Source organism: Actinoplanes sp. M2I2 (assembly GCF_023544445.1).
Taxonomy (GTDB): Bacteria; Actinomycetota; Actinomycetes; order Mycobacteriales; family Micromonosporaceae; genus Actinoplanes.
Genome location: NZ_JALPVJ010000008.1, coordinates 268,040 through 285,933 on the forward strand (window position 1 = coordinate 268,040; position 17,894 = coordinate 285,933).

Here is a 17,894-nt window from a genome sequence, read left to right on the forward strand (position 1 = left end):
ACGGGCCGAAGCGACTTACGGTCGTTTGCAGTCCTAACGATCGGCCGGACACCGCCCAGGAGCGCTTGTGACCCTCGAACCACCCTCGCCCGCGGGCATGCGGCGCGACTACACCGCACGCGGGGCACTGCTCGAGACGGATCTGGCGGCCGACTGGCGCACCCAGTTCGAGGCCTGGTTCACCGACGCCGCCGGGTTCGGGCTGCCCGAGCCGAACGCGATGATCGTGGCCACCTCGACGCCGGAGGGGCGGCCCTCGGCCCGTACGGTCCTGCTCAAGGACTACGACGAGCGCGGGTTCGTGTTCTTCACCAACTACGGGTCGCGCAAGGGTGGCGAGCTGACCGCCAACCCGTACGCGAGCCTGGTCTTCCCATGGTTCCCGATGCAACGCCAGGTGCTGGTGGCCGGGGCGGCGCAGCGGGTGACCCGGGCCGAGACCGAGGAGTACTTCGCCACCCGGCCGCGCGGCTCGCAGCTGGGCGCGTGGGCCAGCCCGCAGTCGTCGGTGCTGCCCGACCGGGCCGCGGTCGACGCCGGGCTCGACGCCGCGGGGGAGCGTTTCGGGGACGGGCCGGTGCCGGCGCCCGAGCACTGGGGCGGCTTCCGGGTCGTGCCCGAGACGGTCGAGTTCTGGCAGGGCCGCAGCAGCCGCCTGCACGATCGACTGCGCTTCCGGCGTACGGAGGAAGGGGTCTGGGTCGTGGAGAGGCTCGCGCCGTGAGTCAGGACGCCGTCGAAGAGGGCGAGAAGCTCGTCGAGCAGGAGCGCAAGTCCTGGGTGATCGACATCCGGCCGCTCAAGGTGGTCGCCTACCGCCGGATGTGGGTCGGCAACGGGCTCTCGTTCTTCGGGTTCCAGTTCACCTCGGTGGCCGTGCCGGTCGAGATGTACTCGATCACGCACTCCTCGGCCTGGGTCGGGCTGCTCGGTGTCGCCGGTCTGGTCCCGCTGCTGGTCTTCGGGCTGTGGGGCGGCGCGGCGGCCGACGTGGTCGACCGGCGCAAGCTCCTGCTGGCCAGCTCCACGCTGGCCTGGCTGGGCACGCTCGGCTTCCTCGTTCAGGCGCTGCTCCACGTGAACAGCGGATGGCTGCTGCTGGCGCTGACCGCGGTGCAGTCGGCCGGCTTCGCGATCAGCTCGCCGACCCGGCAGGCCATCATCCCGCGGATCGTGTCGGCCCGGCTCGTGCCGGCGGCCAACACCCTCGCCTACACGACCTCCACCGCGGGCGGGGTCCTGGGCCCGCTGGCCGCCGGCCTCATCTTCGCCCTGGCCAGCACGGGCGCCGGGGTCACCGTGGCCTACCTCGTCGATGCCCTGCTCTTCTCGATCTCGCTCTGGGCCACCTGGAAGTTGCCGCCCATCCTCCCGGTCGAGCACGAGCCGGGCGAGGCCAAGCCGACCGCCGGCCTGCGCGGCATCGCGGTGGGCCTGCGCTTCCTGGTCACCCAGCCGGTGCTGCTGCTCTCCTTCGCGGTCGACATCATCGCGATGGTCTTCGCGATGCCGCGGGCCCTGTTCCCCGAGGTGGCGGCCGACCGGTTCGGCGGCGACTGGGCGGTCGGCTGGCTGTTCAGCGCGATCGCCATCGGCTCGGTGATCGGCGGTCTGACCTCGGGCTGGATCGGGCGGGTCAAGCGGCAGGGTTTAGCGCTGGTCATCGCCGTGGTGGCCTGGGGCGTGGCGATCGGGTTGTCCGGTCTGGCCCACAGTCTGTGGCTGATGGTGCTGCTGCTGGCCGTGGGCGGGGCGGCCGACCTGGTCAGCGCGGTCTACCGGCAGTCGATCCTGCAGGTCTACGCGCCCGACCGGCTGCGCGGCCGGCTCCAGGGGGTGTTCACGGTCGTGGTGGCGGGCGGACCGCGCCTCGGCGACGTGCGCGCCGGCACCACCGCCGATCTCACCTCGACGACCACCTCCTGGGCCGGCGGCGGCTTCGCAGCGGCCGGTCTGGCCGTGGTCCTGGCGGTGGCCTTTCCGGCCCTGCTGAGGTATCGGCCACCCGAGCCCCCGGCAGCCGACACCGGCGACGGGACGAACCGATAATGTCCACGTCATGACGAGTGTCGTTGCCGCGAAGTCCGGCACCCAGTGGTCCATCGAGGCGGACGGGCAGAGCGCCGTCGTCGTGGAGGTCGGCGGCGTGCTGCGCGGCTACTCCGTCGGCGACGTGGCGGTGCTCGACGGCTTCGAGGCGGACGAGCTCTCCCCGGCCTCGGCCGGCCAGATCCTGGCTCCCTGGCCCAACCGCGTCCGCGACGGGCAGTACACGTTCGAGGAGCAGAAATACCAGCTCGCGCTGACCGAGCCGGCCCGGAACAACGCCATCCACGGCCTGGTCAACTGGAGTCGCTGGACCCTGGTCGAGCAGACCGCGTCGGCGGTCACGCTGCAGTACGAGCTTCCGGCCCAGATCGGTTACCCGTGGTGGCTGACCCTGCGTACGACCTGGTCGGTCTCGGCCGCCGGCCTGCGCTGCGACCAGGAGGTCGTGAACAACTCGCCGTCGAACGCCCCCTGGGGCTACTCGGTCCACCCGTACGTGCAGTTGCCCGGGGTCAGCGTCGACGACACCGTGCTGCACGTGCCGGGGGCCAAGCGGGTGGTGGCCGACGCCCGGCTGCTGCCGATCGGCGCGGTCCCGGTGGCCGGTACGGAGTACGACTTCTCCGAGGCCCGCAAGATCGGTGACCTGGTCCTCGACACCACCTACGGCGACATCACCCACGGCGCCGACGGGATCACCGAGGTGACCATCGCCGACTCCGCCTCGGACCGCCGGGTCGTCGTCTGGGCCGACGAGAAGTTCCGTTACTGGCAGGTCTTCACCGGCGACACCCTGCACGGCGAGCGGTTCCGCCGCTCGGTCGCGATCGAGCCGATGACCTGCCCGCCCGACGCCTTCCGCACCGGGCGTGACCTGATCGTGCTGGCGCCGGGCGAGCGCTGGACCGCGTCGTGGGGGATCAAGGGCTGATGGAGTTCGACGAGGTGGTCCGCCGCCGCCGCATGATCCGCAGCTACGACCCCGACCGGCCGGTCCCGTCCGAGATCCTCGACAAGGTCGTCCAGCACGGGCTGCGCGCGCCGAGCGCCGGCTTCTCCCAGGGCTGGGGCTTCCTCGTGCTCACCGAGCAGAAGGACCGCGATCTCTACTGGGAGTCGACGACCGAGGGTGATCTCGGCGACGCCAAGACCGACGAGGCGTGGAAGGGCGACTGGCTCACCCGCATGCGGACAGCGCCGGCGATCGTCGTGTGCCTGTCCAACAAGTCGGCCTACCTCGAGCGCTACGCCCAGCCCGACAAGGGCTGGACCGACCGCAGCGAGTCGCACTGGCCGGTGCCGTACTGGGACATCGACACCGGCTTCGCCGCGCTGCTCATGCACCTCAGCGCGGTCAACGAGGAACTGGCGTCCTGCTTCTTCGGCATCCCGGTGCCGACCGTCCAGACCTTCAAGGACGCCTTCGGGATTCCGGCCGAGTACACGCCGATCGGCACCCTGACCATCGGGTACCGAGCCCTCGACAAGAAGTCGCCGTCACTCAAGCGCGGTCACCGCCCGGTGGACGACGTGGTGCATCATGGCCGATGGGCCGCGACGCCGCGGGCTTCCGCGTGACGGCAGCCGGGCTAGGCTGGCAGCGCGAACGTAGGAAGTCCGGAAAGGGGGATCGGCCGTGATCTTCAAGGCGGTCCGTGACGGCGCCCCGTATCCCGATCACCACACCACCCTGAAGGCGTGGGCCGAGATCCCGCCCAGACCGATCCGGCTGGCCGATCTGATCACCACGAAACGTGAGCTGGCGCTCGACAAGTTGCTGGCCGAGGACTCGACGTTCTACGGCGACCTCTTCCCGCACGTGGTGGAGTATCGCGGCGCCCTCTATCTGGAGGACGGTCTGCACCGCGCGCTCCGGGCGGCCCTGCAGCAGCGCAACCAGATCCACGCGCGGGTGCTCGTCGTCGCCTGACCGGTTAGGTTGAGGTCCATGGTGGCTCCGCTGGATCTTCTCGATCTCGACACGCAGCTCAACGACGAGGAACGCGACATCCGTGCCGTCGTGCGCCGGGTCGCCGATGACCGGGTACGCCCGTACGTCGCCGACTGGTACGAGAAGGGCAGCACGCCCGTGCGCGAGCTGGCCCTCGAGTTCGGCAAGCTCGGCCTGCTCGGGATGCACCTGACCGGGTACGGCTGCGCGGGCGCGTCCGCGGTGTCCTACGGCGTGGCCTGCATGGAGCTCGAGGCGGCCGACTCGGGCGTCCGGTCGCTGGTCAGCGTGCAGGGCTCACTGGCGATGTACGCGATCTGGAAGTACGGGTCGGAGGAGCAGAAACAGCGCTGGCTGCCGGGCATGGCGGCCGGCGAGCTGATCGGCTGCTTCGGTCTGACCGAGCCCGACCACGGCTCCGACCCGGCGAACATGTCGACCCGGGCCCGCCGTGACGGCGCCGACTGGATCCTCGACGGCGGCAAGATGTGGATCACGAATGCGCCGCTGGCCGACGTCGCGGTGATCTGGGCCCGGGCCGAGGAGGGCGTGTACGGCTTCGCGGTGCCCACCGACACCCCGGGCTTCGCCGCGCGCGAGATCAAGAACAAGATGTCGCTGCGGGCGTCCAGCACCGGCGAGATCACCCTGGACGGCGTACGGCTGCCCGAGAGCGCCCGGCTGCCCGAGGCGCGCGGCCTCAAGGCGCCGCTGTCGTGCCTGACCGAGGCCCGGTTCGGCATCATCTGGGGTTCGATGGGCGCGGCCCGGGACTGCCTGCGGGTCGCCCTCGAGTACGCGACCACCCGTGAGCAGTTCGGCCGGCCGATCGGCGGCTTCCAGCTCACCCAGGCCAAGCTGGCCGACATGACGCTCGAGCTGCAGAAGGGCTTCCTGTTGGCGCTGCACCTGGGCCGGTTGCGCGACGCGGCCGGCGCGCTGCGGCCCGAGCAGGTCAGCGTGGGCAAGCTGAACAACGTGCGGGAGGCGATCGCGATCGCGCGGACCTGCCGGACCATTCTCGGCGGCAACGGGATCAGTGGGGAATATCCCGTCATGCGCCATGCGAACAATCTGGAGAGTGTCCTGACCTACGAGGGCACCTCCGAGATCCACCAGCTGGTGATCGGCCAGAAATTGACTGGATTGAACGCTTTCGCCTAGAGGCATGGTGCGGATGTCGCACCCCCCTCGTACGGTGAACTCATGGCCAAGTCACCGGACGATGTCTCCACCGATGTCTCCGCCGATGTCTCGGCGCGCGAGGGCGTGAGCGAGCCGACGCGCGAGTATCCGGCCCTTCCGCCGGAGCCACCCGCGACCGCGCCGGCCGAGCCACCCGCGGCCGGGCCCGTGGAGCCCGCGTCCCGGGTCAGCGGCTTCGCCCGCCTGCTGATCTTCACGTTCTTCGTCTTCGCGCTGATGGTCGCGGCCTGCCTCGGCCTGCGCGCGGTCAACGTGCTGCCCGGGTTCGACAACCCGTTCTCCGACAAGACGACCGACCGCAGCCAGCCGGTGCTGTTGCAGTCGATGCGCGACCTCAGCCGCTACGTCGCGGCCGACGGCACCTTCCAGGTCATCGTCGACCTGCAGGAGAGCAAGGAGAACATCCCCGATTTCCTGGTCAACCGGCGCACGCTGTTCGTCGGCTCCGGCACCGTCGAGCAGTATGTCGAGTTCGGCTCGCTCGCCGAGGGCGCGTTGCAGGTCGACGAGGGCGCCAAGACGGTGACGATCACCCTGCCGCCGCCGCAGCAGTCGACCGCCGCGCTCGACATGCAGAAGAGCTACGTCGTGGCCGAGGAGCGGGGTCTGGTCAACCGCATCGGCGACGCGTTCCGCAGCGACCCGGGCAAACAGCAGCAGGTCTACGCGCTGGCCCAGCAGCGGATCACCGAGGCGGCGCGCGCCAGCGGGCTCGACGAGCGGGCCCGCCAGAACACCGAACGCATGCTCGAAAGCCTGTTCACCCGGCTCGGCTACACGACGGTCACGGTCACCTTCGACAAACCCTAGACCGGCCGACCTGAGCCGGGCGCCGGCCCGGGGGCGGGGCCGGCGCCCGGCGGTCAGCGGGTCGCGGTGGTCACTCGTTGGGCAGGACGGCCCAGAGGACGAGATAGGCGATGAACTGCGGGCCGGGGAGCAGGCAGGAGATCACGAAGATCAGGCGCATGATGCCGGGCGAGACGCCGAAGCGACGAGCCAGGCCGGAACAGACACCGGCGATCCAGCGGTTGTCCCGGGGGCGAGCGAGACGGCGAGAAACGGTCACTTCACTCCTTCACTTCGGGGAGTCCGGCTCGTTCGCCGGCTCCTCCTCAACGGTATGGGCGCGGTGACCGTCTGCCCTCGGTCCCCAGGTGGAGACGGGCGTCGCGGCTCCCGTAAGGGTGACCCGTACCCTCCGGCCTTGCGCTGTTAACCTGGGTGCCGATTTCCGGCCGTCCGGACGCAGCCGCGCACCGTGGGCCGGGCGACGTGATGGCGCCCTAGGAGGCAGGCAGTGACTTCCCGGTGACGCTGGCCGTCTTGATCAACTCCGGCGACACCCTCGATCCGGCCGAGGCGGCCCGGCTGACCGAGGAGCTCTCCGCGGCTCTCCGGGCGGCCGGCGCCAGCACGGTCGAGTCCGGGCCGTCCGCCCTGCGGGACGTCGCCGAGCGGGCCCGGAAATCGCACGAGGCCGTCCTCATCTGCGCCGCCAACCTGGTCGCCCATCCCAGCCTGTTGTGGATGCTGGCCACCGAGCCGGCCGGCCGCACCACCGCGCTGGTCGTTCCCGATCCGGCCGGCGACCTGCGCGACGACCGCGGCAAGGTGCTCCCGGCCACCGACGGCGCCGGCACGGTGCGCTACGGCGGCGCGATCTGGGTGGCCCCGGCCGACGTGCCGCTGCTGGCCGCGGTGGCCGACCGGGCCGACCCGGTGCCGGCACTGCTCGCGGCCGGTCTCGTCCCGGTCGCCACGCCGGTGCGCCTGCTCCGGGCCGATCTGGTGCACGACACCGCCGAGCTGGAGCGGGCCCGGGCCGGGGTGGCCGCCGTCGACGAGGACAAGGCCCGCCTGCGCATGGCCGTGAAGGAGAAGGACGACTTCTTCACGACGTACGCAGTCAGCACGTGGTCGCCGTTCGTCACCAAGGCCGCCGCCCGGCTCCGCCTCACCCCGAGCGGGGTCACGGCCGTCTCGGTGCTGTTCGCCGTGGCCGCCGCGCTCGCGTTCTGGCAGGCCTCGCGGCCCGCGATGATCGCCGGCGGCATCCTGCTCTACCTGGGCTTCGTCCTCGACTGCGTCGACGGTCAGCTGGCCCGCTACACGCGGCGGTTCGGCGCGTTCGGCGGCTGGCTCGACACGATGGCCGACCGGGCCAAGGAGTACGCGGCGTACGCCGGGCTGGCCGCCGGGGCCGAGCGCGCCGGGCTGCCCTATGCCTGGCCGCTGGCCATCGCCGCGATCGTCCTGCAGACCGTGCGGCACATGACCGACGCCTGGTACGGCGCCCTGCACGACGAGGCCACCGCCCACCCGCGCCCGCAAGCTGCCGGTGGCGTCGGCGCCCGGCTGAGCGCGGCGTCGACCCGGGTCCAGGGTGACACCGGCTCGGTGGCGTACTGGCTGAAGCGGATCGTCGTCTTCCCGATCGGCGAACGCTGGGCCCTGCTGTCGGTGCTGGCCATCTTCACCAACGGGCGGGTCGCGCTCGCCGGCGCGGTCGCCTGCGGGCTGTTCGCCATGGCGTACACCCTGGGCCTGCGTTCGCTGCGAGCGCTGAGCATGCGGGTCGGCGTGCTCGACAAGGTGGACACTTCGCGCTTCCGCGACGACGGTCTGCTCGTCCGAAAGCTGCTCGGCGTGGCCCGGCTGCCGGCGCCGCTGGCGTTCGCGGCCCTGGCCGCGGTGGCCGCCCTGGCCCTGGTCGTGGCCCTGCTCGCCGGCCGGCTCGAGCCGCCGGCCACGATCGCCCTGATCGTCGCGGCGCTGGTCGTCCTCGGCGCCGGGCTGCCGGCCCGGGCCCGGCACGGCGGGCCGCTCGACTGGCTCGTCCCGGCCGCCCTGCGCGCGGCCGAGTACCTCCTGGTCGTGGCGGCCGGCCTCGCCGGCTCGGTGCCGACCCCGGTGGTCTACCTGCTGATCTTCATGCTGACCCTGCACCACTACGACCTGGTCGCCCGGATGGAGAAGGGCGCCCCCGCCGGACGGGCCACGGGGGACCCGCTCGGCTGGGACGGCCGGGTGGTGGTGCTGACCGCCGCCACGGTGGCCGGCGTGCCCACCGCCGGCATGGTGGTGCTGGCCGCGCTGGTCGGCGGCACATTCCTCGTCAACTCGATCGCCGACTGGCGGACAGGTGGCTCCCGCCCGTGACCTTCCTCAGCATCGTCCTGCCGGTCTACAAGGTGCAGGGCTACCTCCGGCAATGCCTCGACTCGCTGCTCAGCCAGTCGTTCGACGACTTCGAGGTCATCGCGGTCGACGACCGCTCGCCCGACCACAGCGGCGCGATCCTGGCCGAGTACGCGGCCCGTGACCCCCGCGTACGGGTGGTGACCGCGCCGGAGAACCTGGGTCTGGGCCGCGCCCGCAACCTCGGGCTCGAGCACGCCACCGGCGAGTACGTCTGGTTCGTCGACTCCGACGACTGGCTCTCCGGCGGCAGCCTCGCCGCGGTCGCCGAGCGGCTGCGCAGCACCGGGGCCGACGTGCTGATCGTCGGCTGGGACAAGGTGCACTGGGACGGGCGGGTCCAGGCCGGCTCCGGGCGCAAGCTGTTCGCCGACGCGCCCGCGGTCTTCTCAGTCGAGCAGTGGCCCGAGGTGCTCAACGTCCTGCACGTGGCCTGGAACAAGATCGTGCGGCGCGAGTTCCTGCTGCAGCTCGGCTTCCTCTTCGAGGAGGGCTGGTACGAGGACGTCTCCTTCACGTTCCCGGTGCTCCTCGCGGCCCCGCGGATCAGCACCCTGTCGCGGACGTGTGTGCACTACCGGCAACGCCGGACCGGGGCGATCACCCGTACGGTCGGGGACCGGCACTTCGAGGTCTTCGACCACTGGGAGCACGCGCTGGCCCTGGCCAACCAGTACGCCTCCCCGGACGATCAGGTCCGCGGCCTGCTCTTCCGCCGGATGATCTGGCACTTCCTGCGCGTGCTGCGGCACGACGCACGGGTGCCACGCGGGTCCCGCGCCCGCTTCTTCGGCCGGATGACCGACATGTACCGCAAGCACCTGCCGCCCGGCGGTTTCCCGATGCCCGACGCCAGCGAGGGAGTGCGCTACCGGCTGGTGGCCCGGGGCGCGTACCGCTCGATGCGGCTGTTCGACCTCGCGACGAGCAAGGGCCGCCGGGTGCGGAGGCTGGCCGGGCGGACCCGCGACTGGATCGCGCGGCGGGCCCGGCAGGTCATCGGTCACTCCTGGTACCAGCTGCACCTGCGGCTGCCGATCGACGAGTCGCTCGCCGTCTACGCCGCGTACTGGTATCGCGGGGTCTCGTGCAACCCGGCCGCGATCGCCGAGAAGGCCGCTGAGCTGGCCCCCCACCTGCGGCAGGTGTGGGTGGTCGGCCCGGCCCGCGTCGCGTCGCTGCCGCCCGGCGTCGAGCACGTCGTGGCCGGCACGCTGCCGTACTACCGGGCCATCGCCCGCGGCCGCTACCTGGTCAACAACGTGAACTGGCCGCCCCGCGTGGTCAAGCGGCGCGGCACGACCCACGTCATGACCCACCACGGCACGCCGCTCAAGAAGATGGGCGTCGACCAGGCCGATCACCCGGCCGGCGCGCGCGACCAGGATTTCCGGGCGCAGATGCGACGGGCCGACCGCTGGGACTTCAGCGTCACGGCCAACGCGCACACCACGATCGCCTGGTCGTCGGCCTACCCGAGCTCGCACGAGACGCTCGAGGTGGGCTATCCGCGCAACGACCGGCTGGCCACGGCCACGTCGGCCGACTCGGCCGCGGCGCGGGAAAGCCTGGGCATCGAGCCCGGCCGCCGGGTGGTGCTGCACATGCCGACCCACCGCGAGTGGCTGCCCGAGGGGCGGCACGTGCTCGACGCCGAGCAACTGGCCGCGGCGCTCGGCCCGAACACGGTGCTGCTCGTCCGCGACCACTACTTCTCGGTGCCCCCGGACGCGGCCGCCGCGGCGGCGAGCGACGGGGGCCGCATCATCGACGTGTCCGGCTACCCCGTCGTCGAGGATCTCTACCTGGCGGCCGACGTGCTGCTCACCGACTATTCGTCGGCGATGTTCGACTACGCCGTCCTGGACCGTCCGATCGTGATCTTCGCGCCCGACTGGCCCACCTACCGGGACATCCGGGGCACCTATTTCGATCTGATGGCCGAGCCGCCGGGTGCGGTGGCCACCGACTACGCGACCCTGGTCACGGTGCTCCGCGAGGGCACGTACGCGGATGAATCGGCCAAGAATGCCCGGGCGATCTTCCGGGAACGCTTCTGCTATCTCGACGACGGGCAGGCGGCGGAGCGTGTGGTCCGCCGGGTTTTCCTGAAAAAGCGGTAATCAAACGGTCACTCAGCGCAAATGGCACGTTCACCCGATGGTGTGACATCGATACTCCTCGTCAAATTAGGCCGATCGCCGGCCGTCGTGGGACCGGGATCACATTGATGTTGCCCGGCAGGGGAGGTAGGCGGTGTCGACCGTCTCGCTCAAGGACGTCACCAAGGTGTGGCCCGACGGCACCGTGGCCGTCAACCACGTCAGCCTGGACGTCGACGACGGTGAGTTCCTGGTCCTCCTCGGGCCGTCGGGCTGCGGGAAGTCGACGATCCTCCGCATGATCGCCGGGCTCGAGGACCCGACCGAGGGCGATATTCTGCTCAACGGGGACCCGGTGCTCGAGTTGCCGCCGCGCGACCGCAGCATCGCGATGGTGTTTCAGGACTTTGCGCTCTATCCGCACATGACGGTGGGCGACAACATCGGCTTCCCACTCAAGTTGTCGGGTGTCGAGCCCGGCTCCCGCGGCGAGCGGATCGGCGGCGTGGCCTCCGCGCTCGGCATCGGCGACGTTCTGCACCGCAAGCCCAGCCAGCTCTCCGGTGGTCAGCGGCAGCGGGTGGCGATGGGCCGCGCGATCGTGCGCCGGCCCGGGCTGTTCCTGATGGACGAGCCGCTCTCCAACCTCGACAGCGGCCTGCGGGCCGAACTGCGGGCCGAGATCACCGGTCTGACCCGGGAGCTGGGCGTCACCACCATGTACGTGACGCACGACCAGGCCGAGGCGCTGACCATGGCCGACCGGGTGGCGATCATGCGCAAGGGCGTCCTGCAGGACATCGGCACGCCCACCGAGGTGTACGGCCGTCCGGCGACCCTCTACGTGGCGGCGTTCCTCGGCGCGCCGCGGATGAACCTGCTCGAAGCGTCGGTCTACGTGCACCTCGAGCGTTACATCGAGCTCAACTTCGGCGAGCAGGCGCTGTACCTGCCGTGGGACGACATCCGGGCGCGCGCGGTCTCGCACTACCACGGCGAGCGGATCGTGGTCGGCATGCGGGCCGAGGCGCTCACCCCGGTGGCCCCGGACGTGCCGGGCGACGTGCTGCGCGGCCGCATCCGCTACCTGGAGCACCACGGGCACGAGTCGCTGGCCTTCCTCGACATCGGCGCGACCGCGATCGTCCTCGACGACCCGGGCGCCCGGGCCCCCGACGAGATGCCGGCCGGCGGCCCGCTCAAGCGGTTCGGCGGCGCCCTGCAGCGGCTGGCCGGACGCTCCGGCGGCCCGGCCGAGCCGGCGCGCGAGGCGGAACGGCAGAGCGTCCTGAACGACCCCGGTCGGCACCATCGGCGGCCGGCCGAGCTGGGGGTGCGGCTGGCGCCCTATCCGCCGGTCTCGTCCGGGCATCCGCTCTCGGTCGCCGTACGGATGGACGCCCTGCACTTCTTCGACGAGCGCGGCGATCGCATCGACGTCGGCTGGCGCTGACACCCGTACGCGTCGCTTCCCGGCGCGGGTCTTCCCCCGGTTGCTCCCATGGCGTACCGTTCCGCCCACACGTCGGTGCGATGGCGTATCGACGATACGGACCCGACCTTGGGGGTAGGCACGTGGCGAACGCGTCCGGACTCTTGGTTATCGAACGCATCCTGCGCGACCGGCAGGGCATCTGGCAGCAGGTCGTGGAGGACCGCGAGCTGCCGCGGCTCACCGGCCAGATGATGGTCAGCTCGGTCGTGGCCCTCGCCGTCTACGGCGCGGTGCTCGGCTCCTTCCACGGCGTGCTGATGGCGCTGACCTCGGCGGTGAAGCTTCCGCTGCTGTTTCTGGCCACGCTCGCGATCTGTCTGCCGACGCTCTATCTCTTCAACCTGGTGTTCGGCGCCCGGTTGTCGATCCGGCAGTCGCTGTCGCTGGTGATGGTGGCGCTCACGGTCACGGCCATGCTGGCCCTGGCCTTCGCGCCGATCAGCCTGTTCTTCCTGATCACCGCGCCCGACTACGCGTTCTTCAAGCTGCTCAACGTGGCCATCCTCGGCCTGTCGGCGCTGGTCGGACTGCGTTTCCTGACCGGTGGCATGAGGGTGCTCAACGAGCACGGGCTGCTCGCGCCGGCCCTGGCCCCCGCCGCTCCGGTGGCCGTTCCGGCTCCGGCGGCCGCCGAGCCGGCGAAGGCTCTCGTCGCCGCCGGAGCGACGGTCGAAAGTGGGACGAACGGCGGTGCGCCGGCAGCGGGCCCGGCCCCTGTTCCGATGCCTGTCCAGCCGCCGGTCGTGCGCATCCCGCCGCCCGGTCCGGCCCAGCAGCGCCCGCTCCAGCCGGCCGCCCCGCAGTCGCCGCCCAGCATGACCCTGCTCTACATCTGGATCCTGCTGTTCGGCTTCGTCGGCACCCAGCTGGCCTGGACGCTGCGGCCGTTCTTCGGCAGCCCCGACAAGGAATTCAGCCTGTACCGCGACATCGACGGCAACTTCTACGCCGAGATCTTCCGGACCATCGCGGACCTCTTCTAGTCCTCCCACCGGGCCTTTATCGTGGACGCGTGGTGCCACCGAGGTGGCACACCGCGTAGGCTGCACCACGGTGGAGGACAGGGTGAAACAGGGTGTGCGGCCGGCTCCGGCAGCGGAGGCGGCCTTCGCCGAGCCGCCGTCGAGAAATCCCGGACGACTGGTCGATCGCCGTTTCGGCCGCGACGACATCACCCTGGTCCGGCACGAGACGTCGGCCCGGCTCCGCGAGGCCGGGCTCGGCGGTGACCGCCTGCACGGGTTCATCCTCGCGGTCAACGAGGTGGTCACCAACGTCGTGCTGCACGCCGGTGGCCACGGCCGGGTGCTGCTCCGGGTCGCCGACGGCTCGGCGTGGTGCGCGGTGACCGACTCCGGCCCCGGCATCCCGGCGCGTTATCTGGCCTCGCCCGACGTGCCCGAGGCGTTCGAGGTGGGCGGCCGCGGCATCTGGCTGGCCTACCAGCTGTGCGACGAGGTCACCGTGGCGACCGGCCCGATCGGTACCACGATCGAGTTGCGGATCTTGCTTGGCACACCGGGTGAAACAAGCCGGCCATAGCACTTTGAACAGGGCGTTAACGCGCCGGTCGAAGGTGAAGCCGCCCTTCCGGACTCATGGGTGCCCGGGGGCGACTACATTGGGCGCGTGCTCGGACTACCTCCTCATGTGACCGCCTGCCTCTTCGATCTTGACGGTGTGCTCACCCAGACCGCCCTTGTGCACAACGCCGCCTGGAAGCAGACGTTCGACGCGTTCCTCGAGACGTGGTCGGCGCAGCACGGGCAACAGTTCGTACCCTTCGACTCCGGCGCCGACTACCACCTCTATGTCGACGGCCGGCAACGCGCCGATGGCGTTCGTACCTTCCTGGCCTCTCGGCACATCACCCTTCCCGAGGGCACCCCGGACGACGGTCCCGACCAGCAGACCGTGAACGGCATCGGCAACCGCAAGAACCTCCTCGTCCTGCAGAAGATCAAAGAGGGCGCCGTCCAGGTCTACGACGGCTCCGTCGCCTACCTCAAGGCCGCCAAGGACGCCGGCCTGCGCCGCGCGGTCGTGTCCGCGAGCGCCAACTGCAAGGATGTTTTGGAGGCGGCGGGTATCACGGACCTCATAGAGGTACGCGTGGACGGTGTCACCGCCCGTGCGCAAAACTTGCCGGGTAAGCCCGCACCCGACACCTTCCTCTACGCAGCCGAGCAGCTCGGCCTCCCGCCGGAAAGCTGTGCTGTCTACGAGGACGCGCTGGCCGGCGTCGCCGCCGGCCGCGCGGGTCAGTTCGGAATCGTGATCGGGGTTGACCGGGTGGGCCAGACTCAGGCCCTTCTGGACAACGGTGCCGACATCGTCGTCACGGACCTGTCCGAACTGCTGACGCGCTGAGCGCGTATCAGCGTTTATATCTTCAAGACTTTCTCCTCATCCATTTGCGAGAGGCACCACCGTGATCCGTGAACGGGCATATCCCGTTGACCCTTGGCACATCCGGGAGACCCGGCTCGACCTGGACCTGCTGGCTCAGTCGGAGTCCGTGTTCGCACTGGCCAACGGTCACATCGGGATACGCGGAAACCTGGACGAGGGCGAGCCGCACGGCCTGCCGGGCACCTATCTGAACTCGTTCTACGAGCTCCGCCCGCTGCCGTACGCGGAGGCCGGCTACGGCTTCCCCGAGTCGGGTCAGACCATGGTCAACGTGACCAACGCCAAGCTGATGCGGCTGCTGGTCGACGACGAGCCGTTCGACGTGCGCTACGGCGAGCTGCGGTCGCACGAGCGCGTGCTCGACCTGCGGGCCGGCACGCTCGAGCGCACCGTCGAGTGGGTCTCCCCCTCGGGCCAGGCGATCCGGGTGCGCAGCGTCCGGCTGGTGTCGTTCACCCAGCGTTCCGTCGTGGCCTTCCTGTACGAGGTCGAGCCGCTCGACGACTCGGCCCGGCTGATCCTGCAGTCCGAGCTGGTCGCCAACGAGCAGCTGCCGGTCTCGAGCAAGGACCCGCGGGTCGCGGCCGTGCTCGACCACCCGCTGCAGGCCGAGGAGATGCTCGAGCAGCGTACGGGCGGCCTGCTCGTGCACCGCACCAAGGCCAGCGACCTGCGCATGGCGGCGGCGATGGAACACCTCGTCGAGACGCCGGGCAAGCACGCGGTGACCACCGAGGGGCACCCCGACTGGCTGCGGACCACCGTGGCCTGCAAGCTCGAGCCGGGGCAGAAGCTGCGCGTGGTCAAGCTGGCCGCGTACGGGTGGTCGAGCCACCGCTCGCTGCCCGCCGTGCGTGACCAGGTCGGCGCGGCACTGGCCAGCGCCCGTCTGGACGGCTGGGACGGCCTGGTCGAGGCTCAGCGCGAATACCTGGACGCCTTCTGGGACCACTCCGACGTCAAGGTCGAGGGCGACCCCGAGGTGCAGCAGGCGGTCCGCTTCGGGCTGTTCCACACGCTGCAGGCCGGCGCCCGGGCCGAGCAGCGCCCGATCGGCTCCAAGGGTCTGTCCGGCCCCGGCTACGACGGCCACACGTTCTGGGACTCCGAGACGTTCGTGCTGCCCGCCCTGACGTACACCCAGCCGTCCGCGGCGGCCGACGTGCTGCGCTGGCGGCACTCGACCCTGGATCTGGCCCGGGAGCGGGCTCAGACGCTCGGCCTGCAAGGCGCCGCGTTCCCGTGGCGCACGATCCGCGGCCAGGAGTGCTCGGCGTACTGGCCGGCCGGCACGGCGGGCTTCCACATCGGCGCCGACATCGCCGACGCGGTCCGCCGCTACGTGCAGGCCACCGGCGACTACGACTTCGAGCGGGAGGTCGGCCTCGAGCTGCTGATCGAGACCGCGCGGCTGTGGCGCTCGCTCGGGCACCACGACCGGCACGGGCGTTTCCACATCGACGGCGTGACCGGTCCGGACGAGTACACGGCCGTGGTCGACGACAACATCTACACCAACCTCATGGCCCAGCAGAACCTGCTGACCGCGGCCGACGCGTGCAAGCGGCACCCCGACCTCGCCCGCAAGCTGGGCGTGGACGACGAGGAGACGGCCAGCTGGCGGGACGCGGCGGCCTCGGTGCACATCCCGTTCGACAAGGAACTGGGCGTGCATCAGCAGTCCGAGGGCTTCACGCGGCTGGCGGAGTGGGACTTCGAGAACACCCCGCCCGAGGCCTACCCGCTGCTGCTCAACTACCCGTACTTCGACCTGTACCGCAAGCAGGTGGTCAAGCAGGCCGACCTGGTCATGGCCATGTACATCCGCGGCGACGCGTTCACGCCGGAGGAGAAGGCGCGCAACTTCGCCTACTACGACGCGCGTACCGTCCGCGACTCGTCGCTGTCCGCCTGTGTCCAGGCGGTGCTGGCGGCCGAGGTGGGCCACCTCGAGCTGGCTCACGACTATCTCGGCGAAGCCGCCCTGATGGACCTGCACGACCTGCACCAGAACTCGCGTGACGGCCTGCACATCGCGTCCCTGGCCGGCACCTGGATCTCGCTGGTCGCCGGGCTCGGGGGCATGCGTGACTTCAACGGCCAGCTGTCCTTCGCGCCGCGTCTGCCCAGCCGCATCAACAACCTGGAGTTCTCGCTGCTCTGGCGGGGGCTCCGGCTGCGGGTGAACGTGACCGCCGAGGATGTCACCTACTCGCTGCGCAACGGCGGTGGCTCGGCTCGCCTGGTGCTCGTCCACCACGGCAAGGACGTCGAAGTCACCCAGGTGAAGCCGGTGACCGTGCCGATCCCGCCGGCCCACCCGGCCGGCCCGGCGCCGACCCAGCCGGCCGGTCGTGCCCCGGTGCGCCGCGCCACCAGCTGATCACGGCAACGGAAAAGGGCCCCGGAGCAATCATCCGGGGCCCTTTTTTCGGTACGGGTGATCAGAGCATCGACACGTGCACGTGGTCGGTGTGCGCGCTGGGTCCGCTATAGGAGCTCCAGCCTCTGGTGGGGAACCAGATCTGCTCGTACCAGATCACGTAATAGATCCCCAGCCGATCGGCATTGCGGACCAGGAATGCCATCAGGTTGTTGCCGTACGTGCGCATGTCGGCGTTGTGCGCGACCGCGAAGCCCCTGTCCTGCAGGGACCAGTCGCAGGCCCGGCCCTTCGGATGTTCGAATGGCCCGCCGTTGCGGTGACAGCCGACGAATCTGTCGAAGCCGGCTTTCTTCGTCTCTTTCAGCATGTGCAGGGTTCGCGCGGTGATGCAGCCGCCGGTGGTCGGGTCGTCGACGTTGCAGGGCAGGCCCGGGAAGCCGCCGTTCGAGTCGCGCGGCGCGGGGGCCGCGACCGGGGACTTGGCCAGCACGACGCCGTGCGTCAGGCTTTCGCCGCCCACCAGGGCCAGCGCCTTGTTCGCGGCTTCCTTCTGCTTCTTCATCACGAGCAGGTTGTTCTGCTGCTTCTTGACCTCGGCGTCGAGTGCGGCCTTCTTGGAGTTGACCGCCGTGATCGCCTTGTTGAGCTCGGCCAGTTTGCGGTCCTGCAAGCTGTTGATCTCCTCAAGGGAGACCGCCTTGTCGAGGAAGTCGGCCGAGCCCTGGCTGCCCAGCAGGAAGCTGGCCGTGCCCAGGTGGCCGGTGCGGTATTGCTGCGCGGCGATCGCGTTGACCTCGGGGACCAGGGCGCGGCGCCGGCCCTCGGCGATCCTGATCTCGGCGGCCAGCTTCTTCTGCGCCGACGTCGATTTCGTCACCGCGGCCTTGGCGGCGACGAACCGCCGGTTGGAGGACTCGAGGACGTCGTCCAGAGTCGCGTTCTCTCCGACGGAGCCGCCCGCCTCGTCGGGAGCGGCCGAGGTGCCCTCACCGGGCTCGGCGCTCGCCGGGGAGGCGGGTGCGCCCAGGAAGGACAGGGCCACGATCGGCGCCAACGCAAGCGTCAGCCACCGGCGGGGTCGTACGGTCAATG

16 protein-coding genes are annotated in these 17,894 nt (G+C 70.7%); 14 read left to right on the forward strand and 2 right to left on the reverse strand.

The genetic code is table 11. The features are described 5' to 3' along the window. Positions 1 to 97 precede the first annotated feature (97 nt). From pdxH to HJC40_RS18315, 7 genes are read left to right on the forward strand one after another with little or no spacing between them, the layout of a single operon-like run. A complete protein-coding gene (gene pdxH / locus HJC40_RS18285; protein WP_250002505.1) occupies positions 98 to 724 on the forward strand; it encodes a pyridoxamine 5'-phosphate oxidase in 627 nt (208 codons plus the stop codon). Further along, a complete protein-coding gene (locus HJC40_RS18290; protein WP_250002312.1) occupies positions 721 to 2,049 on the forward strand; it encodes an MFS transporter in 1,329 nt (442 codons plus the stop codon). The genes pdxH and HJC40_RS18290 overlap by 4 nt, the downstream gene beginning before the upstream one ends. 10 nt (positions 2,050 to 2,059) lie before the next feature. Then, positions 2,060 to 2,980: an aldose 1-epimerase family protein gene (locus HJC40_RS18295; protein WP_250002313.1), complete on the forward strand. Its 921-nt coding sequence runs from the start codon at positions 2,060 to 2,062 to the stop codon at positions 2,978 to 2,980. Further along, positions 2,980 to 3,627, forward strand: a complete 648-nt coding sequence (locus tag HJC40_RS18300; RefSeq protein WP_250002314.1) for a nitroreductase family protein — start codon at positions 2,980 to 2,982, stop codon at positions 3,625 to 3,627. Before HJC40_RS18295 ends, HJC40_RS18300 begins: the two co-directional genes overlap by 1 nt. 58 nt (positions 3,628 to 3,685) lie before the next feature. Next, positions 3,686 to 3,979 (forward strand): type II toxin-antitoxin system VapB family antitoxin, encoded by a 294-nt coding sequence (locus HJC40_RS18305; protein ID WP_250002315.1) that lies wholly within the window; start codon positions 3,686 to 3,688, stop codon positions 3,977 to 3,979. 21 nt (positions 3,980 to 4,000) lie between these two features. Next, the gene (locus HJC40_RS18310; protein WP_250002506.1) at positions 4,001 to 5,164 is read left to right on the forward strand and encodes an acyl-CoA dehydrogenase family protein; all 1,164 of its coding nucleotides are present in this window, start codon (positions 4,001 to 4,003) and stop codon (positions 5,162 to 5,164) included. 42 nt (positions 5,165 to 5,206) lie between these two features. Next, positions 5,207 to 6,016, forward strand: a complete 810-nt coding sequence (locus HJC40_RS18315) for a DUF4230 domain-containing protein (RefSeq protein ID WP_250002316.1) — start codon at positions 5,207 to 5,209, stop codon at positions 6,014 to 6,016. Positions 6,017 to 6,086: 70 nt separating this feature from the next. Here the strand turns inward: HJC40_RS18315 and HJC40_RS18320 are convergent, their stop codons facing one another. Further along, a complete protein-coding gene (locus HJC40_RS18320; RefSeq protein WP_250002317.1) occupies positions 6,087 to 6,275 on the reverse strand; it encodes a PspC domain-containing protein in 189 nt (62 codons plus the stop codon). 242 nt (positions 6,276 to 6,517) lie between these two features. Between HJC40_RS18320 and HJC40_RS18325 the strand changes: the two genes are divergently transcribed. The 7 genes from HJC40_RS18325 (at position 6,518) to HJC40_RS18355 (ending at position 16,799) form a co-directional block, all read left to right on the forward strand. Further along, positions 6,518 to 8,368: a DUF5941 domain-containing protein gene (locus HJC40_RS18325; RefSeq protein WP_250002318.1), complete on the forward strand. Its 1,851-nt coding sequence runs from the start codon at positions 6,518 to 6,520 to the stop codon at positions 8,366 to 8,368. Then, positions 8,365 to 10,530: a bifunctional glycosyltransferase family 2 protein/CDP-glycerol:glycerophosphate glycerophosphotransferase gene (locus tag HJC40_RS18330; protein ID WP_250002319.1), complete on the forward strand. Its 2,166-nt coding sequence runs from the start codon at positions 8,365 to 8,367 to the stop codon at positions 10,528 to 10,530. The genes HJC40_RS18325 and HJC40_RS18330 overlap by 4 nt, the downstream gene beginning before the upstream one ends. Before the next feature lie 133 nt (positions 10,531 to 10,663). Beyond that, the gene (locus HJC40_RS18335) at positions 10,664 to 11,962 is read left to right on the forward strand and encodes an ABC transporter ATP-binding protein (RefSeq protein ID WP_250002320.1); all 1,299 of its coding nucleotides are present in this window, start codon (positions 10,664 to 10,666) and stop codon (positions 11,960 to 11,962) included. A 122-nt stretch (positions 11,963 to 12,084) separates the two neighbouring features. Beyond that, the gene (locus HJC40_RS18340; protein ID WP_250002321.1) at positions 12,085 to 12,987 is read left to right on the forward strand and encodes a proline-rich domain-containing protein; all 903 of its coding nucleotides are present in this window, start codon (positions 12,085 to 12,087) and stop codon (positions 12,985 to 12,987) included. 70 nt (positions 12,988 to 13,057) lie between these two features. Next, positions 13,058 to 13,546: an ATP-binding protein gene (locus HJC40_RS18345; protein WP_250002322.1), complete on the forward strand. Its 489-nt coding sequence runs from the start codon at positions 13,058 to 13,060 to the stop codon at positions 13,544 to 13,546. Positions 13,547 to 13,633: 87 nt separating this feature from the next. Then, a complete protein-coding gene (locus HJC40_RS18350; protein ID WP_250002323.1) occupies positions 13,634 to 14,374 on the forward strand; it encodes a beta-phosphoglucomutase family hydrolase in 741 nt (246 codons plus the stop codon). 61 nt (positions 14,375 to 14,435) lie between these two features. Beyond that, positions 14,436 to 16,799, forward strand: coding sequence for a glycoside hydrolase family 65 protein (locus HJC40_RS18355; RefSeq protein ID WP_250002324.1), 2,364 nt, complete (start codon positions 14,436 to 14,438; stop codon positions 16,797 to 16,799). Positions 16,800 to 16,860: 61 nt separating this feature from the next. Here the strand turns inward: HJC40_RS18355 and HJC40_RS18360 are convergent, their stop codons facing one another. Then, complete coding sequence (locus HJC40_RS18360) at positions 16,861 to 17,892, reverse strand: hypothetical protein (RefSeq protein ID WP_250002325.1); 1,032 nt, start codon at positions 17,890 to 17,892, stop codon at positions 16,861 to 16,863. Positions 17,893 to 17,894 lie beyond the last annotated feature (2 nt).